Annotated in this window: 19 protein-coding genes; 11 read left to right on the top strand and 8 right to left on the bottom strand. The window is 60.0% G+C overall.

All coding sequences use genetic code 11. The features are described from left to right. The first annotated feature begins 91 nt into the window (after positions 1-91). The 8 genes from SH292x_RS14930 to SH292x_RS14895 all read left to right on the top strand — a co-directional run bounded on the left by SH292x_RS14930 (position 92) and on the right by SH292x_RS14895 (position 11,691). Positions 92-649 carry a sigma-70 family RNA polymerase sigma factor gene (locus SH292x_RS14930; RefSeq protein ID WP_442481811.1) on the top strand — a complete coding sequence of 186 codons (558 nt, stop codon included), beginning with the start codon at positions 92-94 and terminating at the stop codon, positions 647-649. Beyond that, complete coding sequence (locus SH292x_RS14925; protein ID WP_442481810.1) at positions 649-2,451, top strand: hypothetical protein; 1,803 nt, start codon at positions 649-651, stop codon at positions 2,449-2,451. Before SH292x_RS14930 ends, SH292x_RS14925 begins: the two co-directional genes overlap by 1 nt. Positions 2,452-2,522: 71 nt before the next feature. Further along, positions 2,523-4,112, top strand: coding sequence for a LamG-like jellyroll fold domain-containing protein (locus SH292x_RS14920; RefSeq protein ID WP_442481809.1), 1,590 nt, complete (start codon positions 2,523-2,525; stop codon positions 4,110-4,112). A 120-nt stretch (positions 4,113-4,232) separates the two neighbouring features. Continuing rightward, complete coding sequence (locus SH292x_RS14915) at positions 4,233-5,630, top strand: PEP-CTERM sorting domain-containing protein (protein ID WP_442481808.1); 1,398 nt, start codon at positions 4,233-4,235, stop codon at positions 5,628-5,630. A gap of 179 nt (positions 5,631-5,809) precedes the next feature. After that, positions 5,810-6,913 carry a DUF1559 family PulG-like putative transporter gene (locus SH292x_RS14910; RefSeq protein ID WP_442481807.1) on the top strand — a complete coding sequence of 368 codons (1,104 nt, stop codon included), beginning with the start codon at positions 5,810-5,812 and terminating at the stop codon, positions 6,911-6,913. A 299-nt stretch (positions 6,914-7,212) separates the two neighbouring features. After that, the gene (locus SH292x_RS14905; protein ID WP_442481806.1) at positions 7,213-7,368 is read left to right on the top strand and encodes a hypothetical protein; all 156 of its coding nucleotides are present in this window, start codon (positions 7,213-7,215) and stop codon (positions 7,366-7,368) included. Between the two features lie 70 nt (positions 7,369-7,438). Further along, positions 7,439-9,403 carry a PQQ-dependent sugar dehydrogenase gene (locus SH292x_RS14900; protein WP_442481805.1) on the top strand — a complete coding sequence of 655 codons (1,965 nt, stop codon included), beginning with the start codon at positions 7,439-7,441 and terminating at the stop codon, positions 9,401-9,403. A gap of 44 nt (positions 9,404-9,447) precedes the next feature. Then, entirely contained in the window at positions 9,448-11,691 is a 2,244-nt protein-coding gene (locus tag SH292x_RS14895; RefSeq protein WP_442481804.1) for a glycoside hydrolase family 2 protein, read from the top strand. Here the strand turns inward: SH292x_RS14895 and SH292x_RS14890 are convergent. Continuing rightward, on the bottom strand, positions 11,633-14,635 hold the full coding sequence (locus SH292x_RS14890) for a LamG domain-containing protein (protein WP_442481803.1): 3,003 nt from the start codon (positions 14,633-14,635) through the stop codon (positions 11,633-11,635). The two genes, SH292x_RS14895 and SH292x_RS14890, sit on opposite strands and share 59 nt — an antisense overlap. Before the next feature lie 468 nt (positions 14,636-15,103). On the opposite strand from SH292x_RS14890, the gene SH292x_RS14885 reads away from it, so the two are divergent. Then, the gene (locus SH292x_RS14885) at positions 15,104-16,786 is read left to right on the top strand and encodes a hypothetical protein (RefSeq protein ID WP_442481802.1); all 1,683 of its coding nucleotides are present in this window, start codon (positions 15,104-15,106) and stop codon (positions 16,784-16,786) included. Here SH292x_RS14885 and SH292x_RS14880 read toward each other — a convergent pair. From SH292x_RS14880 to SH292x_RS14870, 3 genes are all read right to left on the bottom strand, one after another. Continuing rightward, positions 16,783-17,664, bottom strand: a complete 882-nt coding sequence (locus SH292x_RS14880; RefSeq protein ID WP_442481801.1) for a transporter — start codon at positions 17,662-17,664, stop codon at positions 16,783-16,785. The two genes, SH292x_RS14885 and SH292x_RS14880, sit on opposite strands and share 4 nt — an antisense overlap. A gap of 771 nt (positions 17,665-18,435) precedes the next feature. Continuing rightward, entirely contained in the window at positions 18,436-19,500 is a 1,065-nt protein-coding gene (locus tag SH292x_RS14875; protein ID WP_442481800.1) for a M42 family metallopeptidase, read from the bottom strand. 81 nt (positions 19,501-19,581) lie between these two features. After that, positions 19,582-20,013: a VOC family protein gene (locus SH292x_RS14870; protein WP_442481799.1), complete on the bottom strand. Its 432-nt coding sequence runs from the start codon at positions 20,011-20,013 to the stop codon at positions 19,582-19,584. A gap of 634 nt (positions 20,014-20,647) precedes the next feature. Between SH292x_RS14870 and SH292x_RS14865 the strand changes: the two genes are divergently transcribed. Together SH292x_RS14865 and SH292x_RS14860 are read left to right on the top strand one after the other, a co-directional pair. Beyond that, positions 20,648-20,926, top strand: coding sequence for a hypothetical protein (locus SH292x_RS14865; protein ID WP_442481798.1), 279 nt, complete (start codon positions 20,648-20,650; stop codon positions 20,924-20,926). A gap of 46 nt (positions 20,927-20,972) precedes the next feature. Beyond that, on the top strand, positions 20,973-21,275 hold the full coding sequence (locus tag SH292x_RS14860) for a hypothetical protein (RefSeq protein ID WP_442481797.1): 303 nt from the start codon (positions 20,973-20,975) through the stop codon (positions 21,273-21,275). Between the two features lie 10 nt (positions 21,276-21,285). Here SH292x_RS14860 and SH292x_RS14855 read toward each other — a convergent pair whose 3' ends face one another. The 4 genes from SH292x_RS14855 to SH292x_RS14840 all read right to left on the bottom strand — a co-directional run bounded on the left by SH292x_RS14855 (position 21,286) and on the right by SH292x_RS14840 (position 25,970). Continuing rightward, positions 21,286-22,059 (bottom strand): TatD family hydrolase, encoded by a 774-nt coding sequence (locus SH292x_RS14855; RefSeq protein WP_442481796.1) that lies wholly within the window; start codon positions 22,057-22,059, stop codon positions 21,286-21,288. A gap of 63 nt (positions 22,060-22,122) precedes the next feature. Next, complete coding sequence (locus SH292x_RS14850; RefSeq protein ID WP_442481795.1) at positions 22,123-22,560, bottom strand: hypothetical protein; 438 nt, start codon at positions 22,558-22,560, stop codon at positions 22,123-22,125. After that, positions 22,557-24,233, bottom strand: coding sequence for an NADH-quinone oxidoreductase subunit N (locus SH292x_RS14845; protein ID WP_442481794.1), 1,677 nt, complete (start codon positions 24,231-24,233; stop codon positions 22,557-22,559). The genes SH292x_RS14850 and SH292x_RS14845 overlap by 4 nt, the downstream gene beginning before the upstream one ends. A gap of 27 nt (positions 24,234-24,260) precedes the next feature. Then, on the bottom strand, positions 24,261-25,970 hold the full coding sequence (locus tag SH292x_RS14840) for a complex I subunit 4 family protein (RefSeq protein WP_442481793.1): 1,710 nt from the start codon (positions 25,968-25,970) through the stop codon (positions 24,261-24,263). Between the last annotated feature and the right edge of the window lie 16 nt (positions 25,971-25,986).

The raw sequence follows: 25,986 nt of genomic DNA, 5'->3' as shown, positions 1-25,986 counted from the left end.
CTTCGCATGCGCTCCCTGGGAGTGCATGGCGAGGCTCATTCCCACTCTTCGTCAGGCGAGACGGATTGAGCTGCTGTCAGTCCGTAATGGAATGTCTAGTCCTATACCAAGTAAGCATCCGCTGACCGCGGGCCAGTTTGTGCAGCTTGTGGTGAAACACGAGTGGCGCTTTCGTGGCTTCGTGGCCACCATGATGGCCTCGACGTCGGATATCGACGAGGTCGTGCAAAACACCTTGCTAGTGGCTTGGGAGAAGCTGGGGGATTTCACCTACACCGAGGACACACCCGACGAACAGTTCGTTCGCTGGGTTTGCACGATTGCACGCTACCAATCGCTGCGGCAGCACCAGCAGCGCGTCGGGGCGACCCTCATCTTTGACGATGCCCTGGTCGAACGACTGACCACCACCCAAATGGAGGAGGCCCCGCTGCTCGAATCGCAGCGTACTGCTCTCAAAGGGTGTGTGGAGAAGCTCGCCGACGGCGACAAGAGCCTCGTCCGCCGCCGCTACACCGGCAATGAAACCGTCGAAGAGCTCGCCGCCTGGAGTGGCAAGACAAAGTCGGCCGTTTACAAGGCGCTCAAGCGAATTCGCGTGTCGCTCATGCGATGCGTGGAGCACACCATCCGCCAGGAGGGGTACTAATGGCGGATCGATCCCCACTTACCGATGCAGAATTGCGATCGCTGCGCTCGCTTATCCACGACGCGTGCGAGGATATCGCCACGCCCGCCGAACTGGAGCAGCTTCGGGTGTTTCTTGAGCGGAGCGACGAGGCGGTTCGCGTGTACGTGCAGATGATGTACATGGCGGTGTCTGTGAAGGGCTGGGCCCGCCAGACTAGCGAAGCCAGCAAGCACACCATCGACCGCCCCATCGAATCGTGCGAGTCCTTGGCGTTGCAACTCGCGAAAGACGAAGTCGCGCGGATGATTCTCCGGAACACCCGCCCCGCTTCGCCGGAAGTCGCCGCTCGCAGAGAGCGTTCGTGGTGGAATGTCGCGACTATGGTGGCGGCCGCCTGCCTGCTGCTAGTCGGTGCGGTGTGGGTTTCGAACCGAGGTGGCGAGCAGTTGGCGACGCTTCCCGACGGAGCTTCCGGAGAGGGAGACCTTGCCTCGCATACCACGCCTTCGAACATTCCGCCGATTACTCGAGTGTCGATCGACTACGTGGCGCACGTGGTGGATGCCACCGGCGACGTGCAGTGGGCAACCCGATCGGCGCCGTTTGACTACGGTCTTCGAGTTGGGGTTGGCGAACCCATCGCGGTGGAATCAGGCGTGCTCCGGCTCTCTTACTTCTCGGGTGCCACGATCATTGTGCATGGGCCAGCCGTGTTCACTCCCACGGGCCCAGAAAGTGGCCATCTGGCGTCGGGTCGAATCACTGGCCGCGTGAACGCCGAAGGGGGAGTGGGCTTCCGACTCACGACTCCGAGTGCTGACGTACTGGATCTGGGCACCGAATTCGGCGTGGCGGTCAACGATGCCTCGGCGACCGAGGTTTGCGTATTCGATGGCGAAGTGGAAGTGGGGTCCTCCGTCGCTTCCCTTCAAGCGACATCGCCCGTCCGGCTCACGCAGGGCATGAGCCTGCGAATGTCCGCCAGTGGCATCCCTGACAGGACCTCGAGGGTGGATCACGGACAGTTCTTGCGTTCGATGCCGGCTGGGCCCAACAGCGCGCTGGCGTCCAATGAAGTTAGCCTCGTCGATGCCATTATTGGCGGAGCGGGTTTGTCGCATCGGCTTTACGGCGCGCTTGATCCAACGACTGGCAAGGTGGACGAGCAGCCTCTACGGGGCGGGCGAATGGCCGACCAAATCGGTTTCCACTACGCCGTTTACCACGAGTTTGTTGACGGCCTGTTCATTCCACATCGCGAAGGGATGCCGACCCGCATTGACTCTTATGGCAACGCGGTGGAGTTTCCCGCGAACCTCAGTCGCACCGAAGGTCCGGTGTGGGCTCGGCGTCCGCTGCCGAACTGGGCTCCAGGCGACGCGGTGCTTGAGAATCCCGAGGACGAACAGTGGGGTAACGGAGCTACACGCAATGTGTGCCAGCGACTCGCGGAGTGCCAATTGGGCATCGTGGGATTGCATTCGAACGTTGGTATATCGTTCGAGGCTCATTCGATCCAAGCGGTGGAAGGCCGAGCGGTGCAGAAGTTCCGCTGCTTAGTGGCCAATCTCGATTCGACTCATGGCGAGCGCACCAATGGCAACGGTAGCCATGGAAGTGTCGCCGATTTTCGGGTGTACGTGGATGGCGTGGAACGCTGCGTGGTGCCAGCAATCCACTGGCAAGACGGCGATCAGCTCGTCGAGCTGGAACTGGGTACCCATAGCCGAATCGTCACCGTGGTGGTCACCGATAGCGACATGCAGGTGGACCACGACGAAGTGGTGATGATCGATCCGGTGCTCGTGTTAAGCGAATGAATCAATAGGGCGTAAAGACTTTTCTTAAGGAAAGCGCGGTGATGAGACTCATAACAAGGTGGAGAGTTACTATGCGTCGACAACTTATGCAATGGACGACCGCTGCGGTGGTTGTTTGCTCCATGGGCGTAGCCCAGGCGGAGCTTGTTTCGAAGTGGAACTTCAACAGCAGCACGGTCAATGGAACCACCGTCTTCAACGACGAGAAGACCGATGACGCGTTAGGGCTAAATCCTACGCTCACCTACGTTGATCCAACAGGCATCGGCGCTATCACCGGTGGCAAGGCCGACTTAAGTGCCAACCACAACACCGCGGGCGATTGGGGATCTGATGCTCCAGGCCGCGGCACGACAGCTCCAGGTGTCTATTTGGACCTGCAGAACTTTGCGATCAGCGACATGGCCTACAACGGTGGAAATCCGACTAGAGCCATCTCGATCGAAATGTGGGTAACCGTGTCGCAGAATCATAACTGGGCTCGACTCTGGGACATCGGCACCAGCGGCGGTGGCGAGAACATCTCCAACGGTGGCGGTGGCAAGAACTACATGATTGGTGTGGCTCAATCCGGCCGCAATGTCGGTGGCGTCAACAACGTCTTCGGCGCGTCGGTTCGCAGCAACGCACCAGGCGATCCCGAACTGTGGGCACCGGCCGATGCAGAGCCGCAACTGGGCCCTCTTTCGACGGGTGTTGAGCATCACGTGGTGTTCACCCTGGATCAGAACGATACGACCGCGGGCGCCAACGGCACTACGAAGCTCTACCTCAACGGCAATCTAGTCGGTACTCGCGACGTTCCCACCTCGTTTGATGTCACTGGCGGTACTCAGACTGGCTTGGTCGGCGAGTTGATCGACAACAACGCGTGGTTTGGCCGCGCTCAGTTCAACGATCCTCTGTTTGACGGCCTCTACAATGAGATTCGCCTTTACAACAACGCCCTCACTCCTGCGCAAGTGACTGCTAACTTCATTGAGGGAGCAGACCCGTTGGCCGTACCGGTTCTGAACATCGACCGTATCACGGGCGTGGTTTCGCTGCAGAACCCGGGTAATAACGTCAGCCCGTTAACCGTCGTTAACTACTCGATTACTTCGGACATCGGATCGCTCAACCCCGCCGGCTTCACGGCGATTGATCCACCCGCTGCGACCACCACCATCAACGAACTCGCCGAAAACGGCATCAATTCGGGTGGCACGATCGCGGTTGGCAATAGCGTTGCTTTGGGAACCGCGATCACCCCTTCGAAGTTCGAAGACGTGCGGGCGTTTGTTGAGTTGAGCGATGGCACGATGACCGCCATTACCGTCAATTACACCGGCAATGGCGGCCAGGCCCTTTCGGCCTTAGATCTCAACACGGATGGCTCCGTGGACGAAGGCGACTTCCTGGTGTTCGCCAGCCACGCGTTTACCAATATCTCATCTCTGTCGGAGGTGCAGCAGGCACTTCGGGGCGACTTGGACGGTGATAACGACAACGACTTCGCTGATTTCTTCCTGTTCAAACAGCAGTTCAATGCTCTTAACGGAGCAGGAGCTTTGGAGGCCATCATGGCCGGCGGAAACATCGCCGTCCCCGAGCCCAGCACGTTGGTGATGTTCGCCAGCGTGATGGCGGGAGTAATGGTGCTTCGTCGCCGTACCTCGTAGTTCGCTAGCTCTACGGCGGTGCTTGGGAAACGACTACTTCAATAGATCGACTTATCATCCAATAGCGAGAATTACGAGACTATGTACGCTAAACTCTGCTCAACACGGTTGCGACCAACGGTGAGAAGCCTCGGTGTGGCTGCACTTACCGGTGCACTGGTCGCTTTTAGTTCTGTGCCGGCACACGCGGTGCTGGTGCATGCCTATGAGTTCGACGGGCCTACGGCCATCGACTCCGTGGGCAACGCCGACCTCACGCTGAATGGCACCGCGTCCATTGCCGGGGGCCGTTTGGTTTTGCCCGGTGGTGCCCCTCGGACGAATAACGCGTCGGCGCTGGGTGCTTCCCTCACCGAACTCGCTACTACCATCAACAGCGCCGAAACACTAAGCGTCGTGATGAAGTTCAGCGTCACTGGTGCTCAGGACTGGGCGAAGGTGTTCATGGCTGGCGATCCTGGCGAAACCGTCAACGGTAGCCCCACCCACGACTACATTGACCTAACCCCTCAGCGTGGCGGCGGGACCAAAGGTTCCACCATCCGTGCACTGAGCGGGGAGAATGTTAGCACGATTGGAGGTGCGATCGGCGCGGGAGTCGAGTCGTACATGGTCGGCGTGTGGAATGGAGCTGCCCAGCAGATGACTTTTCACGCTGCCGCCGCGGATGGTTCGGGAACTATTGAGACGAACACGGTCAGCATCGGCAATAAGACTCTGGCTGACGTCACAATTGCCCAGTTCTTCATCGGTTCTGCAGTGGGCTGGGGCGATCAGGACTTCAATGGGTCGGTGGACTTCATGCGAATCTACGACCATGCCATCTCGGCGTACGACGTCGAATCGCTGGTCGACACCGGCAATCTTGCCCAGCCCCTGAACGTCACAATCGGTCCGGCGGGACAGGTGTCTATTAACAACCCGAATGCCTCGACCGACTTCACCATCGATTCGTACCAGATCCGTAGCGGTAGCAACTCGTTCAACACCGCTAACTGGAATAGCCTGGACGAGCAGGGTGTGGATGCCGGTGGTGCTGCCGATGGCGACTTCAACGACGACGGAGTGACCAACCTAGCCGACTACACCGTCTGGCGGGATAACCTCGGCTCCACCGCCGGGCTGCCCAACAATGGTGCTCTCGGTACCACGGTCGATGCGACTTACTACGATTTGTGGAAAGCCAACTTCGGCAGCACAGGCGGTGGTGGCACCGGGCTGGGCTGGTCGGAAGTCGGTGGCTCCGGTGCAACTCAGCTAATTGAGTACTTCCTTGATGAAGAAGGTTCCACACTGGAAGGTGGTACTTCTTGGGCTCTCGGCACTCCATTCGTTGGAACCAATGGAGACAACATCACGTTCCTCTATTCGGTGAATGGCCAAGTGCTCGAAGGGACTGTTACCTTTGCTGGTGCACTTCAGACCGCTCAGGTACCCGAACCTGCTACCGTGTCCTTATTGCTGATAACCGCTGGCGTTATAGCCGGCGTGCGATTCCGCTCGCGTCTACGCAAGTAGATTCGAGCACAACACCTGCGGTGGTGACGACGGGCAGCGTCACCACCGCGGTGTGTCGTTTTTGCCTCGGTTGGCAAAGGCGAGAATAATTCAGTTGTTAACTTTGCTGCCCCACGGATCAAGGTTCTCCATGAACCCAGGACGATCCGCGTTACTCTTCCGTACTGCGAGGTATTCCCATGACGCTGTCTGCCCGACGCGATCGAAACAAAACAAAAGCATTTACCCTAGTCGAGTTACTGGTGGTAATCGCCATCATCGGCATACTGGTGGCGCTATTGCTGCCGGCCGTGCAGGCCGCGCGCGAGGCGGCCCGGCGGTCAGCGTGTGTAAATAATCAAAAGAACTTGGCACTCGCGTGCCTGAACTTCGAATCGACCCACAAGGCGCTGCCCTATGCGCGCAAGGTCGACCAATGGGACTCTTTCACCTGGGTGCAAGAGATACTGCCCTATATCGAGCAGCAGGCGGTGTACGACAACTTCGTCGACATCTCGGCGCCCGGGCCGGTGGGTGGAATCGACAAGGGTGGGTGGACGCCAGCTGGAGATCATGCTCAGAAGCGTTCGGCACGCCACACCCAAATCCCACCTTACTATTGCCCGAGCGATACGACGCCCGTCCAAAACGAAATGGGATCGACGCAATGGGGATTGTGGCGTGGAAATTACCGTGCGAGCGTCGGCAGCGAGAATAATATCTACGGCGACACCGCTGCGACATTGGAACTTTTCCGCCGTGAACCGAATAAGGCAGTATTTGGTCCGGGGTGTTTTGAAGTAAAGAGTCGCGCACTAACGAGCACGGGTAAAGTTGTAGATGCCTCGAATAAGTACTGGAAGCCAAAGCGGGTGCGGCTGGGCGAGATTTCCGATGGAACGTCGGCGACGATTCTACTGTCGGAAGGATTGAGTGCGACCGAAGTCGTCGACTGGGGTGGGGTGATGGGCTCGCTCATTTACGGGAATATGGGCGGTGGATTGTTCGCGACCTTGTACGGCCCTAACGAAGCGGCCGCTCCTGATCAGGTGTTTGGCGACTGTCCAAGGCAGCGAGGAGACTCCCAGTACCCTGACACCGCCCCATGCATTAAGGGGGCCGACCATCCGCAGGAAGGACAAGGCGGTGCAAATACCCACGTCGCGGCTCGCAGCCACCATCCAGGGGGCGTAAACGTCGCGATGTCCGATGGTTCAGTGGACTTCAAGACCGATGGCGTCGACGTTGCCTACTGGCGGTCGCTGGGTACGCGTGGCAACGGGGATGTTGTTAACGCCAATTAGGTCCACTCTTCCGCGGCGAACGGGGATTAGTTCACCCTCGTCCGCTCGGTTCGCTCGATAGGAGTTAAGGTATGCGTGCTCCGGCTACATTCACCATTTTACTGAGCATTCTTTGCTTTGTTGGTTGCAACGACAGTGTTTCCGTGAGCGGTACCGTGAAAGCAGGTGGGAGCCCTCTCCCGAATGGGCACATAGGTTTTGCACCCGCCGAGGGGCCCGGCCAAACTTTCGGAACCGAGGTTCTCAATGGGCAATACACCATCAACGGAATGACCCCGGGAAAGAAGAAAGTAACGATCGTGTCTAGCCCCGATGGCCCGATATACGCAACGCGAGAAGAAGCGATGGCGGCGCCGAAGCAACCCATAACCCAGTTGATCCCCCTCGACCACCCCAAGAACGGTCAGATCGTCGAAGTTACCTCCGGCTCCACCACCCTCGACTTCGACTTCTAACAACTTTCTGTGTACGGGCCGCAGTGGTTCACGGTGGGCGCATCGTTGAAAAACTACTCGGGAGTGCGGTATGCAATGGTTGCGCGTGGATGCGATTCTATGGGTTGGGGTTTGCTGTCTAGTAGGAACGGATGCGGCTGCCGAGTTCACCGTCGAGCGCGTGCTCGATGGGCTTAATCAGCCGATTCACATGGCCCAAGCGCCGGGTGACAATAACACGCTCTACGTCGTGGAACGGGCGAGTTCGGGTTCCGAGGTCGGACGCATCGTTTCCTACGACCAGCTGACCGGCGAGCGGCAGACGTTTCTCGATGTCGAGGGTACCGTCGTCAACGATGGTGGCCTGTTGTCCGTGACGTTCCACCCCGAGTACGCCACGAACGGCAAGTTCTACACCGTGTCGAACTCTGCAGGCACCAATGGCCTCGACGAGTGGCAAGTCACTGCGGGCGAGCCGGTACTTCAGCGGCGACTCTTGGAGTATCAAAACCTCAGCAATGTCTTCCACACGATGAACGTCTCGATGTTCCGCCCCGGCGGCAACAACAACGAGCTGTTCGTCGTCACCGGCGATGGCGGCACGCAGGCCAATCAAGGAACGTTCAATCCAGCGCTGATTGAAAGTCTCGATTCACCTTACGGCAAGCTTCTTCGCATCGACCTCGACGAACCGTTCGCGACGCCAGCAAACGGCCCAACGGATGCTGGTGTGGACGTGGTGGCTCGGGGACTTCGCAACCCCTATCGCGCGACGTTCGATCGCCAGACGGGCGACATGTTTATCGGCGACGTCGGCTTCAATGCGGTGGAAGAGGTGAACTTCATTCCCGCGAGCCACTTCAGCAACGCGTCCGCGCCGCTACACTTTGGGTGGACCGATCGCGAGGGAACCATCCAGACCGTGTCGAGCAACCCGAACGCCGGCGGCCCCAAGGAGCCTGGTGATATCGACCCCATCTACGAGTACGCACGCAATGCAGGGGTTCCGCTCGGCCACGCGTCCGACTTGTACGGTGGTTCGATCACCGGCGGTTATGTCTACCGCGGCCCGGTGGAAGAACTGCAAGGGCGTTACTACTTCGCCGACTTCACCGCGGGGCGAGTTCACTCGGGCGTGTTTGATCGCGATACGCCCGTCGCCAATTACAACGGGCAAAATTTTACCGATGTCCATAGGCACGACGTCGACTACGAAAACATGGTGCCCGGAGGCTCGACGATCACGTGGGTCACTTCGTTCGGCGAGGATAACGTTGGCAACTTGTACATTGTTAAATTCGGCAACGCGTTCTTTCCACCGCTCGGCGAAGGCGAGGTATTCCGCATTGCGAACAATCCCTTAGACGTGGTAGTGGATCGCCAGACGGGAGTCATCACTCTAGCCAACAACAACTCGAGTGATGTTTCCATCTCCAAGCTGGCGATTCGGTCCGCGATTGGTGCCGTGGGGACGAGCACGCTGACCACCATCTCTGGCAATTACGACGCGAATGGCAACATGCAGGTCTCCGGCGATGCGTGGCAGGTGAGCACGACATCCGCCTCGCTCTTCATCGAAGAAACGACAGGGGGGATGGGCACCCTCGACAGTGGCTCTACACTCGCGCTTTCAACCAACGGAGGTTGGATACCGACACCTCACGAAGATCTCCGCGTGGCCGTGGAACTGGCCGATGGCTCGATCTCCACCGCCATCGTCACGTATGTTGGCGATCCGCTCATCGAAGGCGACTTCGACTTCGATGGCATTCTCACGCGGGCCGATTTTGGCATCCTCGCCAACTTCGCCTACACCGACTTCAGCGGTCTATCCCTGCCCGAGGCTTACGGCCGTGGCGACATCAACGGGGATGGCGTCAACGACTTCGCTGATTTCGTTCGATTCAAAGCGCTCTACATCGCTAGCCACGGCGAAGCGGCTTTCCGGGAACTCGCCCAGGTCCCAGAGCCATCGTCCCTGCTCGTCCTGGTATCGGTTGTGACGGTTGCGCGGGTATGCGCAGGGAGCCGCGGATGGCGAGCTGGAGTACAATGAATCCTGGTGGAGCGTGATGACAAATTTCGAGGCGGGAGCGTTTTATGCGGCATTGGGTGCGGACTTGTTTGCTGGCGCTGATGGTATTCGGGACCGGTGCGACGGCGGTGGCCGATTCGCCCGAGATGTTGCGCACACGTTGGGCTAAGGATGTCACCGCCGAAAACGTGTTGCCTGAGTATCCTCGACCACAATTGCGTCGCGCGAATTGGACCAACCTCAATGGCGAGTGGGACTACGCCATTCTCCCCGACACGGCCCGTCGCCCCGAAACGTTCGATGGCAAAATACTGGTGCCCTTTGCCATCGAGTCGCAACTGAGCGGCGTCGAGAAGTTCGTCGGATATGGCGAGCAGCTTTGGTATCGTCGCAATTTCGAGCGGCCGGCGATGAAGTCCGGCGAGCGACTGCTGCTGCACTTCGGGGCTGTCGACTGGCAGTGCGACGTGTGGGTGAATGGCAAAAAGGTCGGCCGTCACCAGGGCGGGTACGATCCCTTCAAGTTCGACATCACCGACATGGTTGCCGAGGGGGATAACGAACTTCTCATCTCCGTATGGGACCCGACCGACGCCGGACCGCAGCCGCGCGGCAAACAACTCCGCCGGCCGCATGGCATTTGGTACACGTCGGTTACGGGTATCTGGCAGACGGTGTGGATGGAGGTCGTTCCCGAGTCGTACCTTAGCCAGCTCAAGATCACTCCCAACGCGGCCGAAGGAACTATCGAAGTCACTCCCCTCGGACCCACGCCCGATGACGTGACTCTGGTCGTGAAGACGGATGGCCGCGACATCGCCGAGGTGACGACCAAGATTGGCAAGTCGGTAGTCATCAAAATTCCTGAACCGAGACTCTGGAGCCCGAGCGATCCGTTCTTGTACGATCTGGTCGCGACCACCGCGGGGGGCGATCGTGTCGAGTCCTACTTCGGACTCCGGGACATTGCCGTGATGCAGGACGACGCGGGTATCAATCGCCTGGCGCTCAACGGCAAGCCTTTGTTTCAATACGGTGTGCTCGATCAGGGCTGGTGGCCCGACGGGCTCTATACCGCGCCGACCGACGAAGCGTTGCGGTACGACCTCGAAACTGCCAAGCGGCTTGGTTTCAACATGGTCCGCAAGCACGTCAAAGTCGAGCCCGCGCGTTGGTACTACTGGTGCGATAAACTGGGCCTGCTGGTGTGGCAGGATATGCCGAGCGGCGACCAATACATTGGCGGCAGCGAGCCCGATATCACGCGCACCGAGGCGTCCGCCGACAACTTCGAGCGCGAGCTGCAATGCATGGTGTCGTCGCTCTACAACCATCCGTCGATCGTGATGTGGGTGCCTTACAACGAAGGTTGGGGCCAGTGGGACACGGTGCGGATTTGTTTGCTGCTCTACGAATGGGACAGCACCCGGCTGGTGGACAACGCAAGCGGCTGGACCGATCGCGGCATGGGGGACGTGCATGACATCCACCGTTACCCCGGACCGGCGATTCCCGAGCGCGAAGAACTTCGCGCGCTGGTGCTTGGCGAGTTCGGCGGACTCGCTCTCGAAACGCCCGGCCACCTCTGGCGGACCGAGCAGAACTGGGGGTACGTCCCCGTTCTTGACGAGAAGGACATGCTCGAGCGATATCGAAAGCTCGTCACCGAAGTTCGGTACTTAATGGGCAAAGGGCTCGCCGCCGCCGTCTACACTCAAATCGCTGACGTCGAGATCGAAGTCACCGGCATCCTGACCTACGATCGCGAGGTCTGCAAACTGCCCGACTCGGTGCGGACGCTGCACGAGTTGCTCTACAGCAACGCCAAACCTGATTTGGTCGATCTCGTTCCGACCTCCGAGCAGCAGCCACAAACTTGGCGATACACGTTCCAGCAACCCATGGAAGGCTGGCAGCAACCCGACTTCGACGACACCAATTGGCGGATGGGCGAAGGTGGTTTCGGTGGCGACGCGGTCCCCAACACCATGCCGCGAACGATGTGGACCACCGACGATATCTGGATTCGCCGGACGGTGGATGTCGCTGGCAAACCAATGTCACGTCCGATGCTGCGTGTCTATCACGACGAGGACGCCACGATCTACCTTAATGGCAAAGAAGTCGCCCGGCTGGTGGCCTACACCACCGAGTACACGCACGTGCCCCTGGCGGACGACGTGATCGAGATGCTCCAGAAAGGACCGGTGACCATCGCGGTGCACTGCCGCCAAACGCTGGGCTCGCAGTTCATTGACGTGGGTATCGTCGACTTCGCGCCCGACGAGCCTGCCCCCAAGAGCCCATGATCGCCAGGACCATGAAGCCACTAAACCAACCGGCGGTCTCGGGGACTTGATGCGCGGCGACGCTGCCCGGCGTGGAAATCGAGTCGCCGAAGTGCTCTTTCCACAACGCGTAGTGAGCTTCGCCCACGGGACCACCCAGTTCGCCATCATTGGCGAGCGGCTCGCTTGAGCCGAGGTGGTCACGCCATACCGTGTAGTCGGCGAGATCCACCGTGCCATCGTCATTAAAGTCGCCCGGTAGGACAGGGTTGCTGAAGTAGACGACCGAGCTCTGGACCTTGGCCGTTCGCGGCCGGGCGTAGGAAAACTGCAGGTCGCCATCAATTCCCTCGCCAAGCACCGCGGGATCGAAGGGCCGGCCCAGTGGAAGCTGTTCGCCGGGCAGCAGCTGAGTGGCCGAAGTCAGGTAGAGCTCGGTGAGCAGCTGCGAGGACGGAGCACCCCCTTCGTTCCAGCTCTGCCCAAAACCGGTCCCCGTCGAGTCCTGTTCCTGATCGGACAAGCTACTCCAGTTCAAGGGACTGAGCGCGCCGGTCGCACTTTCCACTTCATAGTAGTTGAACGTTACGGGCGTGAGCGACTCGTTACGAATGCTCGCTTCGCCCGTCATCGTATTCACGTACAACGTTAGCTCGCCGGCCATCGTTGGACCCGCTTGGAAGTTTGCCGTCACCTCTTGCTGCGTGAGTCCGTGGTCGTAAATGCGGAACTCGTTGTACGAACCATCGAACAACGGATCGGTACCCCATTGCGATCGCCCCAGCCAGTTGTTCACGTCCGTCAGAGCGCCAAGCGAGAAAGCCGTTGGCAGCGCTCCCTTGTTGACCAATTGGCCATTGAGGAACAACGACGCCGTGCCCCCTGGGCCCATCGAGGTGTCGAGCTTATTGACCACGGAGACAATATGATGCTCCTCTCCGGGAGTGAGAATCTGACCGTTAGGAGCATTCAGCTCGTACTGCGCGCCGGCAGGGATTTGATGATGCACCGACATCGTGTTGACGATGTTGCCGGTATCCGGAATCAACGTGATGTAGCCCTTGCCGCTACCGCCGGTCGACGTGTTCTCAATGCCGGTCGTAGGCGCACCGAACGAAAAGATTTCGGCCCAGTTACGATTCTCTTTTACGGTCACCCACATTTCGAACGAGCCGACGTTTCCAAGGGCCGAGACAATTCCATTGGGAAGGTCGACGTACGCGTCGTTGGTAATACTGCTAGACTGCTGCCCCGTGTTGGCCGAAAGATCGAGAACGCCGGCAGCCGTAAACACGGCGGTCGCCTCGCCGGGATCGACCACCGTGCCGTGAGCAGTGCCCACACTATCGCGGGCATCACGTTGGTTGAACGTGTACTGGTGGACGAGCACCGCTTGGCACTCGGTGGCGTTGAGTAAAGCCATCGTCGAGACGCCCACCGCGCCGGCAGCCGCGAACCATCGCCGTGACGAGTGCCGCCGTGCCATAACGATGGCTCCTACTAGCATCGTGAGGAGCACGAACGACGATGGCTCGGGCACCGGAGTGCTGAGCATCTGGGCGAACGAGCCGCTGCCGTTGTGAAGTTCGAAGTCCTCTTGGAAGATCAAGAAGTCGTCGTAGTCGTTGTCGCCATCGCCATCCAGGTCGCCACGCCCGTAAGCTTGCGGCAGGCTCAGATTTCCGAGTTCGATGCGGAAGTAATCGCGAAAGCGGGGCCAGTCCAGCGGGCTAACCACGCCGTCGAAGTTCAAGTCGCTCCGCAGAAACGGCTGATCGCCGTTGCCGGAATACAGAATCGGCAGTTCAATTTCATCGCCATTGTCGAGCTTGATGGACGCGAGCAAATCTTCTACCGGCGAGCGAACCCACGCACCGCCGCGCCCGATACGCAACTGCGCTCCCGCGGCCAGCAAACCTCCGTTGCCACCTTCCAGCTCGAACTCGGTGTACTGTTTTGACTGTCCGGTGGGCGAGATGATGGTCCAGGCGTTGTCGGTGTCGAAACTCCGGTTTCCGGTTGACGAGTCATCCAGGCGCCCGGCGATAGGTTGCCACCCGGCAGGTAGCAGCGCCCCAAATGCCGATGAGATCGAGTAGCCAACAAGCTGTGTTGCCGCAGTGCCCCCTCGTAGGGTAAGGCTACCGCTACTGCGATCCACCACCAAGTACGGCGTGCTCGGTGTCGCGGGGGGAGCGTCGGGGCCGATGTTGAAGCTCGTGGTAACCTCGGCGGCCGTTAAGGCGTGGTTATAAACGCGGAACTCGTCGAACGAACCATCGAAACTAAAATCGCGGTGCTGCGATCGCCCCAGCCAGTTGTCGTTGTCCAGCATCGTCGAGAAGTTCAGGCCCGTTGCGATCACGGTCTCGCCGGCCAAGCTGCCGTTGACGTACATCCGCATATACCCCGGCTGCCGGCCGGTCTGATCCACCACCACCGCGACATGCTGGTCACTGATCGTCGACAGGACCGAGCCAGCATCGACGAACCGTTCGGTATTGTTATTGATGGCGTGCGTCGTTACACGCATGCGATTGGTCGAGCCGTTCTGCGCGATCAATTGCACGTAGTCCTTCGCGCCGCCGTCGTACGTCTCGTCCCGCCCCGCCGCCCCGCCAAACGACGCAATAGCAGACCAGTTGGTATTGGTGTTGGCACGCACCCACATCTCGAAGCTGAACGTCCCCGCGGTTCCACCCGAGGCGGCCGCGCTCATGATGCCATCGGGGAGCTTCAGGTAGGAGTTCCGCGGCTCGCCACCGCTCAGTAGAAGTCGCCCGAACGGGCTAATCTCCGCTGTGCCGGCGAGCGTGCCGTCGGCGTTACCAACTAGATCTTCGGCCGTGCCGAAGTTGAAGTTGTACTTGTGTACCAGGACCGCTTGGGCGTTCGAACCGAATAGGGCCAGCGCAGCGGCGGCCAGAAGTAGCGGGGGAGCAATGCGCAGGGTCGCACCATGCATGAAGTTCTACCTAAAGAATGCCTCAAGTTGCGCGGTGATCTAGGGGTCGAAGCCCGCGGCTTCGACTCCATCACCGACGCGGGCGTCGAGGGGGGTGCTAGTGTTCCGGGAGAGGGCAGGGGAACGCCCGATTCGCAGCGCCAAAGCGGCTGACTTGCGGACCGCGCGTACCTCCACTTTGTAGCAATCTGCGGCCGGGTTGCAAGTTGGAAAGGAAAATCTTCGAATTTCAGGAGTTTTCAGGAGGATTGCGGCCGGCGACTAAATTTCCCTCAAACCGTGATTTAGGGGCCGAAATCTCCTAGACAAAGAACACCCTTCAATGCAAGAATCGCCTACAGTTCTGCTCGCGTCGGCCCCACGAGGCACCTGCCGACGCGAAGGCGAACTCCCTTCCCTCGGAACAGACATCGCCGTTCGTCCCTCGCAGCGCTCCTGCTGACGATGGCTGGCGGTCGAGACAGGTAGATGATGCCAATGCTTAGCGCGTCGAGTTTTTCTTGGGTACGCACCCTGTCGGTGCTCGCGACCATCACCGCGTGCACGATCGCCGATGCCGCCGTTTATCCCGGTGCGAACACCAGTACCAGCTTCGGTCGTCGCCAGGGAGTGTGGATGGTCGTCCGCGGTACCACGCAGCCAAACGTTCCGGTGAGCGCCGCACGCATCGCCGAGATCCAGGCTAGCATCACCCGCACGCGGCAGTTCTATGCCGCCAACTCCGGTGGCCAGTTCGACCTTAAGTTTCCTCACATCCTCGACACCGTGATTCCCACTCAGGTCGTCGTCGAGAATGGCAACACGCTGCACCGCCGCGTCGGCGACGCCTGGGAAGAAGCCCGCAACTACGTCCGCACCAACTATCCACAAGCCAACATCAACAGCGCCTACGTCCAGTACTTCGATGTCTCCGGCACTTCGCCCGACGCGGGGCAGGGTTGGTCGGGCATCGCGTTCGGCAACAACGTCGCCAACCAAGAGAACATCACCTCCAACTGGGGGCAGATCGTCAGCGACCACGAACTCGGGCATCGACTCGGGGTGCCTCATGCGGGCGCGCTGCGGAATCTCAACGAGAACAACTACACCCCCTACGTGTGGGACGGCCAAGACTCCCGCTACGAGGTTTACAGCCCCACGCAGCACGGCCATCACGTCACCACCTATGGCGTTCACAACGACGAGTATGGCAATCCGTTCGACGTAGTCGGTAACATTCGTCGCGGTCATCTGACCGTGCACGAGAAACTCACCAACACCCGCTGGCTCACTAACACGCAGGTTCCCGACCTCAACGCACGCGGTGCCGGCGAGTATCGCATCTACGCCCACGATCAACTCACTCCCGTGTACGACGCCACCCAAGACGTCTGGGGCGTGGAGAATGGGTACGCGGCCGACAAGCTCTACGGCCTCACCTACCAGCGCCCTGCCGAGCGGTTCAATCGCAACACTCGGCAGTTTGAGAACTACACCCAGACCATCACGCTCGAGTACCGCACTGGCCGCGATGGCTTACAGTTCCACCTGGACGACGCCATCCTCGACCTCGACTCCGAGGGAGACGCCTACGATCGCAACAACCTCGAGCGCGAACTCGAAGTCGGCAAGTCGATCTCCGACATCCAGTTCGGCTCGTCGATCTATGTTGCCAATGGTGAGAAGGACGACTTCCTCAGCTACAACCCGCCTCCTCCCTCGCAGCCATGGCAGTACATGGACCAGTGGTTCGAGTTCTCCGTTACCGGCCTCGGCAGCGATACGATTGGTAACTTCCTGAACCTCACCGTTTCTCTGATCGACCTCGTCGATCCCGGCGACTTCAACAACGATGGCCTGCTGAACGCCATGGACATCAACCTGTTCCGCGGCTTCTTCAACACCACGACCACGGGCCTGTCGACCGCCGACAAGTTCCTCCGCGGCGACATGGACTTCAACGGCCGCGTGGACCTGAACGACCTGTGGCTCCTCTCCGAAGCCTTCGGCGATCGAGGTGCCCCGTTCAGCTTCTCCACCGCCGTCCCCGAACCAAAGAGCTTGGCACTCCTAGGTTCGGTGGGTCTGTTGCTCTTCGCGGCAACGTACTATCGGAGAACACGAGGCATGCAGCGTCCCCGTAGGGTGCATGCAATGCACCGCCCGCGCTAATACCATCGGAACGAAATCCCGGACCCCGTGAACATGTCGTCCGCCGCGTCGTTCAGCCCCACGCCCGCGCGGAAGTCCCACTGGATGTTGTCCGTGATCAAGTACGTCACGCCCGTGTTGAAGTAGTGCTGGGTCTCTGCCGACACCGCACCAGCAGGGGCGAGCACGTACCACTCGGCGTAGCCGCCGAACTTCTCCGTCCATGTGTAGCCCGTGGTAATCGACTGGGCGAACTGCACGTAGAAGTCGGTGTTATTGGGATCGATCGCGCGATGGGCCTGCGTGCTCCCTCCGATGTCGAAGAAGTCGTTGACGGTCCAGCCGTAGACGTAGTCCACACCCGCGAGCACCTCGCCCGCCGTAAACCCGCCCGCGCCTGTTGGCAGCGTGCCTTCAATCACCACACCGGTCTCTGGCAAGTAGCCACTCTGCGGCGTCAGGCTGAGCTTCGTCCCCAGGTAAAGATCCTGTGCCCCTTCGAGGTCGAGATCTCCCGCGCCAAATACCGACTCGGCCGAGTTGCCATAGTTCCAACCCAGCCGCAGTTCGCACCACTCGGCGAACATGCCGACGCGCAACAGCAACTCGGGATACGAATGCTCCTTCGTCGTCGTCGGCTCATCGTCGTTGTAGGTAAACGTGTACCCACTCTCGAGCTGCACGACCCCCATGCCAACCGTGACGCTGGAGTTGGTGAAGTCCGGTCGATCGGTCACTAAGGGCTCACTGAGGTCAGGCCCCCCTTCGACGGGCGGCCCACCACCCCACTGCAAGAGCGTGCCAGGCCCGTCGGCAACCGCCCGGTGGCAATCGCCGATCAAGAGCATCAGCACCGCCATCAGCGGCAAAAGCGCGCATCCCTGGCGCATGAAGATCATAGGGTGAGTAAGTGAGTAAGAACCTCCGCGTGCGAATCGCACCTAGATCACCGCGTGCGACTCGCAACTAAAACATCGACGCCCCACCACAAGCACCGCATCCGAAAGCGGTCCGAGGCTCCACGGCACGTAGCTAGCATCGTTAAGCTCTGCCGGTTACACCGCTCAAGCAGGCCGAACGATCCACCCCGCCTGCAGATGTTGCGACTTTGGCGAAGGCTCGTAGCCGGACAAATCCCAACTTGGCCGAACGCCAAAAATTGGCAAAAGCCTCTGCCGGCGAGCACTTCCAGGCCCTGCGAATTTTTTTTTCACTTTTTTCCAGAAAGTGGCTAGAAAGTACTCGCGCGTGTGATCCAATGAACACGTGCCACTTTTGCAGTGGTTCTTGCCCTGTGGCAAGATGATGTTTGACAATTTGATAGATTGACTAGCGCCGACAGCCCGGGGTGTCATCCTGCGGGAGCGCCAGCGACTGAAGGATCTCCGTTGCCAATTTGACCACGTTCTCCAAGGGACAGATTCCTTCGGCCCCAGTTCCTAGCCTCCAGTCCCTAACCCCCAGTAAAGTCGCACCTGCGGTTTGCCCCTGCGACATTACTCTTTTGGCGAGCTGTGGAAAGAGGGAGGTAAGGTGTTGGGCGCTCGTGACTTACGTCGACGATTGCAGCAAGCCATCTACGAATAAAGTCGCACCCATTGCGATATTGCAATGGTGCGACTTTACTCGAGTGGTTTCTTAGTAAGTCTGTACGTGGGCGGAAGCGAACGCTACCTGGGCGTGAAGTCGGCGTCGGCGGGAATGCTCAAGGCAAACTCGGCGAGCAGGTCGGCACACGCGTCGAGGTCGTCGAGTGACACCATTTCCACCGCGCTATGCATGTAGCGATTTGGAACGCTGACGAGTCCCGTCGCCACGCCACCACGTGCGAGCTGCATCGCATTGGCATCGGTTCCCGTTCCACGGCCCTGGGCCCCCCACTGAAGCGGAATGCTCGCCGTCTTGCCCGCCGCCCGCATGTACTCGACGACTACAGGATTCATATTAGCACCACGGTAGCACACGGGACCGCCACCGAGCTTTACTTCGCCTTCCTGGAACTTCTCGATCGTGGGGCAGTCGGTCGCGTGGGTCACGTCGACCGCCACGCCAACGTGTGGATCGATGCCGTAGGTGCTGGTGGTCGCCCCACGCAGGCCGATCTCTTCCTGAACGGTCGAGGCCACATGCAGCGCGACATTGAGCCCACCACGCTCTTTGGCACGCCGAGCCGCTTCGACGCAAACCCACAAGCCGGTCTTGTCGTCCATGCCCGGCGAGTTGGCCATGTTGTTCCGCATCTCCTGGTAGCCGAGCTCAAGCGTCACGGGATCGCCAATCGCGACGATCTCCTTCGCTTCCTTTTGATCCTTCGCACCGACATCGAGCCACAGCTCCTTCAGCTTGACGACCTGCTTCCGCTCTTCCTCGTTCAGCAGGTGAATCGGCTTACGAGCAATGATCGCAGGGATCGGACCATTCGCGGTGTAGATGGTCATCCGCTGGCCGATGAGCTGCTGGGGATCCCAGCCACCGATGGTATTGGTGTAGATGAAACCGTTTTCGTCGATGTAAGTAACCAGCAGACCAATCTGGTCCGCGTGACCCGCGTACATCACGCGCAGCTCCGCCGAGGGATTGCAGCTGGCAATCACGTTGCCATGCAGGTCGGTTCGAACTTCGTCCGCGAACGTGCCGACGTACTCGCGTACGATGTTCTGCACGGGAACTTCGTAACCCGAAGGGCTGGGGGTCTCAAGGATGTTGATCAGGAATTCTTTGGCGGACTTGTCCATCAGGTCCTCGGCGGCGGGAAGTGGGAAAGGTGGGCGAACCGTCGATTATCGCCTCCTCCGCACAGTTTGCAACCGCCAGCCTCAGCTACGATTTTCGAGCGGCCGAAGGTCCATGTTCTCAACATCAGGCCATTCCCCGAGCTCGATCAAGTTGCCATCGGGGTCGTGCAGGAATAACTGTCGATATCCAAAGTCGGGCAGGCGGCGCTGGATTACAGGAATGTCATGCTGGGCGAGCAGCTCGAGCGTGAGGTCGATATCCTCTACCCGAAACGCCAGATGACTGCGGCGGGTATTGTCGCGAGTCGCAATGGGGACGAATCGCTCGTCATGAATAAGGTGCAGCATCATGCCAAGCCCGTCGCTGTAAAGCCAACTGCCAGCAAAGCTAAACCCCGGCCGCGGCACTTCGTAGAACCCCAGCACCTGGGTGTAAAAACGAATGCTAGCGTCGACATCCGAGGCGTTGAGTGCTGCGTGATTGAAACGTGCGAGAGGAATAGGAGTGGGCATGGTGCGAGCAGAATGGAGACTGGCGAAGCTGGGGTGGGTTTTCAGAGGATTGTAGCGATTTTATCAACCGCTGGCTTGCGGGAGGTCGATAGTACCGAGGAAGTGACCGCAGGGTGAGCAAAGCGTGCGCACGCGCGGGGGAACGTTTACGACTTATCTGTCTGCGAAAGGCAAAGCCATGTACGGCCGCCACTCGATTTGCGCTGTTTTGTTATCGCTCGCCGCGATGTTATCCACAGGGTGCGCTGCACACCTCGGCGGAGCAGGTGGCCTTGGCTGTGGAGCCGCCGCTTGCGGCGATGGATGTGGTTCGTGCTGCAGCGGAGTAAATGGTCGCGGCTACGCGTTCCAAAAGTTCAAGGGTTGCGAGTGCGGTTGCGACGAGTTCCCCACCAAACACTGCGTAGGATCTCCCTGCGGTGGCTCCTGCGAGCCGGGATGTGGGTGCGAAGCAACTTGCGGCTGCGAAGCAAGCTGTGGTTGCGAACCCGCTTGTGGCACCGAAGTCGGTTGCGGCTGCGAGCCCGCTTGTGGTTGTGCAGAACCTTGCGGCTGTGGCACCGCTAGCTGCGGAACGTGCGGACGCAACTGCCGCGCGAAGGCCGGCGAGCGTTGGGCTCGATTCGTGGGATGCATGCATAAGTCGCTTTGCGGCACCGGATGCTCGGGCTGCGATGGCGAAATCTACTGGAGCGAATGGTACAACGACCCCCCACAGTGCTGCGATCCTTGCAATCAATGTGGTCAGTGGACGGGACCTTCGACCTACACCAACCCCGATGCTCCTTGCAACTGTGGACCTTCGGCGGGCAGCAGCTACGTTTCGCCCGAGGGCTACGTAGCGAATCCGCAGCGACCGATGAACATCGCCAAGCAGCCTACGACGAAGACGAATGGACCGCGTCTGCGTTAGCACAACCGGGCGAGACTTCGCGGGGCCGTGAGAAGGGTGGGGGCAAATGTTTCGACTGCGGACAATGGAGTGGCTGCTGCTGCTTGCTCTCGTGACCAACACGGGTTGCACGCTCGGCAATCGACTCGCGGGCTACACGTACAAGAGACCACCCTGCGTGGTGGATCCTCGTGGCGTGCCGGTCGAGCCATGCTGCGATTGCAATCCGATGGCTCCAGGGTGCGGCGACACCGACGCTTGTCAGCAATGCCGGCGAACACGCGAGACGTTCTTTGACTCGATGTACGCGTTCGTCTGCGAATGCAACCTGTGGCCGAACAGCGACTGCTGTGATCGCTGCGAGCAGTAAAGCACCCTAGTCAGTCGAGCTTGAACAGGCGGCGGGCATTCGAGGTGGTTGCTGCTGCGACGACATCGACCGGGACGCCACGAACCTCGGCCAGACACTGGCACGTGTAAACGACGTGAGCGGGTTCGTTGCGGCGAATCTTGCGAACCGGCTCCGGTGACAAGTACGGCGAGTCGGTCTCGATGAGCAACCTGTCGAGCGGCACCGTGGCGGATACGGCACGCAGGCCGTCCGACTTCTTGTAAGTCACCATGCCCGCGAAGCTGATATGCAAGCCGAGTTCAACGCACTCGGCCGCCATTTCCGCCGGACCGGTGAAGGAATGCATCACGCCCGAAAGTGGACCGCGCGCCGCGGCCTCGCGAAGCATGACGAGGATGTCTTCCTCGCACTCCCGCATGTGGACTATGAACGGCAAGCCCGACTGCTGCGATAGCCGTAGATGGCGATCGAAGTAGTCCTGTTGCACGTCGAACGGGGCGTAGTCCCAGTAGCGATCGAGACCGGTCTCGCCCAGTGCTACGACGCCGGGCTCGCGAGACAGGCGGACGATGGTATCCCAGTCTTCGGGGCCGACCTCGTGGACGTAGTTGGGCTGGATGCCGACCGCGGCGTGGACTCCTTCGTACTCGCGGGCAATCGCCACGCACGCGGCACTGGAGTCGGCGGTGACTCCCATCGCGATCACATCCGCCACACCCGCGGCGCGAGCGCGAGCAATCACTTGAGCTCGATCGCTGTCGAACGCATCCTGATCGAGATGGGCATGCGTATCAAAATACAAAACACAACCCTTCCAGCGAGCGGGGCCTCAAAGGGCCGTGGTGGTTTACTTAGCGACCCGACCCTACTTCGCCGCACACTCTTCCAGCGACTCAAGGTGTGCCCGAGCCATTCCCTTCGCTTCGTCCACGAGCGAGCGAATGGATTGGTGACAATCGAGCGACTCGGACAATCGATGCAGGGAGGCGAGGTCCTGGCGTTGGTAGCGAATCGCTCGCTCGATCAGGTAGTCGAGCGCGAGGTCGTGCGAGTCGGTGAACGTCATCGGGAACTCGACGCTGGGCACTAGCTTGCCGCGGCGCTCCAGTTGCTCGGCGACCCGGTCGGCCAGGATCTCTTGATCGGCGACGATATCGCTTAGCACCGCGAGGTACTCCTGCGAGCCCGAACCCGAGTGGGGGTGGGCGTAGCGAAGGTAGTGCGGGAACGAGCCACGCGTGATCGCGAGCAGTTCGTACAAGGCGCGGTTGGCATCAAGTTGGGGCATAACGGCAGTACTCACGGCAGCAACAATCCTTCGGCAGCGGATTGCGCTAGCTCAGTTAGACCCCCAGGAAATACGAAGATCGTGAACAGCGGAATCGTAACCATCACGGCGTAGGCAGTGGGCCAAAAGGTTAGTTGCAGTGGGCCACGCGTGACCGGTTCCGGGCGAAGGCACATGACCTTGGCGACGCGCCAGTAGTACACGAGCGACAACACCGTGTTGAGTGCCGCGACGAGCAGCAAAGTCAACATGAGTGGTGTACCCGCTTGGGCCAGTACGGCGAATGCGGCGAACTTCGCCAGGAATCCCGCGAGAGGCGGGAGGCCCACCAGGCTCGCGAGCACGACGATCATCGAGATAGCGATGGGCGGGGCCGAGCGAATGAGGCCGGCGTAGTCGTCGATCGCTTCGCTACCCGTCGCGTTCTTCATGAAAGCAACAATCGCAAACGCGCTGAGGTTCATGAACAAGTAGATGCCGATGTAGATGAGTAAGCTGGCGATGGCATTGCTGGCGAGTTCACCCGACACGCCTGTGAGCGTTGCGAGCGCGGCGACGGGCATCATCATATAACCCGCGTGGGCGATGGTCGAATAAGCGAGCAGGCGCTTGAGGTTCGTTTGCCCTAGTGCCGCGAGGTTGCCGAACGTGCAAGTCACGGCCGCGATCGCCGCGACGAGTATCGCCATGAAGGTTCGAACGGGCGTCAATGGAGCGGGCGCCGGTGACTCAGGGAGTTCAGCCGTTGTGGCTACCGTGGCGATGGGCGGGACACCTTCGCTCGCCACTTGATCGACGGACAACTCGGCAACGGGCGAACACACGGCGAGCGTAAAGCGAATTAGCAGGGCGAGTGCAGCGGCCTTCGAGGCGACAGACAGGAACGCGGCGACTTCGGCCGTCGCTCCTTCGAACGCGTCGGGGCACCAGAAGTGGAACGGGACGGCGGAAAGCTTGAACGCCAAGCCGACGCCCACCATTAACCCGCCAAGCACCAGGGCGCCGAGCACCCCGAGTTGCTGGCCCGAGGCGATTAGTCCGGGGAGATCGAGCCTCGCGAGTTCCACGCCGATGGTTGGTAGGTGGGCCGTGTCGAGTAGGCCGGCGATGAGGCTGATGCCGTAGAGCATGATGCCCGACGCGCCGGCTCCGTAGACAGCGTACTTGAGCGACGCTTCGCTGGCCCGCCGGCTGTTTCTTACGACGCCGACCAGCACGTAGGAGGGAACACTCGCCATCTCAACGCCGAGGAAGACGGTCATCAGGTGATTGGCCGACGCCATGATCAGCATACCGAGCGTGGCACCAAGCAGCAGAACGTAAATGTCCTGCCCGTCTTCGCGGCGTGCGAGGCCCGTCAGCTTGATGAGCAAGAGAACCAGGCAGACAAAAAGCAGCAGTGCCAGTCGCAAGAACACCGTTAGTCCATCGTACACCAGCATGCCGGTAAAGAGTTCGACCGGTGGCGTGGTGGCGAGCGACTCGAATCCGCCGGCCGGTGCCGAAGTGATGAGCGCGAACAGGGTGCCGACAATGGCGAGATAGAACGGATCGAAGCGTTCGAAACGATCGAACAGTCGTGACAGAAGCAGTAGCACCATCGTCGCGCACAGCACCAGCTCGGGCAGGTACAGCGGTAGGCTGACCCCCAAGGTGTCGGTGACAACGCTTTCGACGAGCAAGTACATGAAACAATAATGGGAGGGAGGAAGGAACTAGCGGGCGTCAACAACTTTGCTCGACAACGGCTCGGCGTCGAACTGAAATCCCGGCGTCATGGGGGCGAGGTTATCGGCGGTTTGGCTGACCGATGGTTCCATGTAGTCAAGAATCGCACGTGGATAAACGCCGAACAGGATGGCCAGGGCGAGCAGCGGACCAGCGATCCATAGTTCGCGTGCCGTGATGGGTGTGAGCTCTTCGGCATACGGGCCTCGATAGTCGGCACCTAGGTACACGCGTTGAATCGTCCATAGGATGTAGGCCGCGGTGAGGATGATGACCGCCGCCGCGATCACAGCGAGCGGGATGCTGTATTTCCACGCCGAAAGTATCACCAGGAACTCGCCAACGAAGCCGCACAGACCTGGAAGACCCATGCCGGCGAAGAAGATGCCCACGGCGAGTCCACTGTAGATCGGCATGCGGCCGAAGATGCCTCCGAACTGGTCAAGTCGTCGATGGTGCACGCGGTCGTAGAGCACGCCCACGGCGAAGAACATACCCGCGGCGCTGATGCCATGGGCGATCATCTGGTACATGGCCCCGTTCATGCCCATTTTCCAGTAGTCGGGATTGTACTCGTTGCCGAGTGCGGCACTCCAGACACCAAGGCCGAGCAGCACGTAACCCATGTGGCTGACGGAACTGTAGGCGACGAGCCGTTTGAAATCGTTCTGGGCGAGGGCGGCGAACGCTCCGTAAACCATGCTCACGACGCCCAGTGTGCAGACGACCCACGCTAGGTCGAACGCCGCTTCGGGGCAGATGGGATAGCAAATACGAAGGATGCCGTAGCCACCCATCTTGAGCAGCACGCCGGCGAGGATCATCGAAATGGGGGTCGGTGCTTCGACGTGGGCGTCGGGTAACCATGTGTGGAATGGCACGCTCGGCACTTTGATGATGAAGCCGATGAACAACAGCACGAACGCCCACCATTCGTAGGTCTTGCCCCATAGTGGCAGCTTGAACTGCTCGGTCGATTGTCCCAGTTTCTGCAAGGCCAAGATGTTAAACGTGTGCTGAGGCGTGTCGGCCTCGGCAATGGCTGCGACGGCTGCTTCGGGTACGCCGGCGGCGGCGAGGTCGGTGGTGCTGAGAGCCCGCAAGTCGCTGGAGAAGTACAGCATCAAGATGGCGACGAGCATTAGCACGCTACCAAACAGCGTATACAGGAAAAACTTGATCGCGGCGTACTCGCGTCGAGGCCCGCCCCATACGCCGATGAGGAAGTACATCGGCAGGAGCATCACTTCCCAAAACACGTAGAACAGGAAGAAGTCGAGGCCGAGAAACACTCCAATCATGCCCGTTTCGAGCAACAGCAAAAGCACGCAGTAGGCTTTGACGTGCTTCTCGATGTTCCAGCTCGCGGCGGCCGCGAGAAACGTGATGAAGGTTGTTAAGAGGAGTAGCGGAAAGCTGATGCCGTCGAGTCCCATCTGGTAGTAGATGTTGAACGTCGGAATCCAGCCCACGGCGAATTGGTGCTGCATGGCCGCTTGGCCCGCTTCGAACTCGATTCCGGGCCAGCCGACGAGCATGCCGAGGGACAGCAGGAACGTCACGGCGGTGACGGCGAGCGTCAACTGCTTCATCAACACCGGATTGTCGCGCGACGCGAACAGGGCGATGGCCGCCGCGGCGATGGCCGGGAGGAAGGTGAGCAGGCTGAGGTAAGTGATTGGGCTATCGAGGTTCATTTCGATTTCATGTTGT

The sequence above is a fragment of the Aeoliella fuhlenseeensis genome (assembly GCF_052161615.1).
Lineage (GTDB): Bacteria > Planctomycetota > Planctomycetia > Pirellulales > Lacipirellulaceae > Aeoliella.
This window is presented reverse-complemented; position numbering and strand designations above follow the sequence as displayed.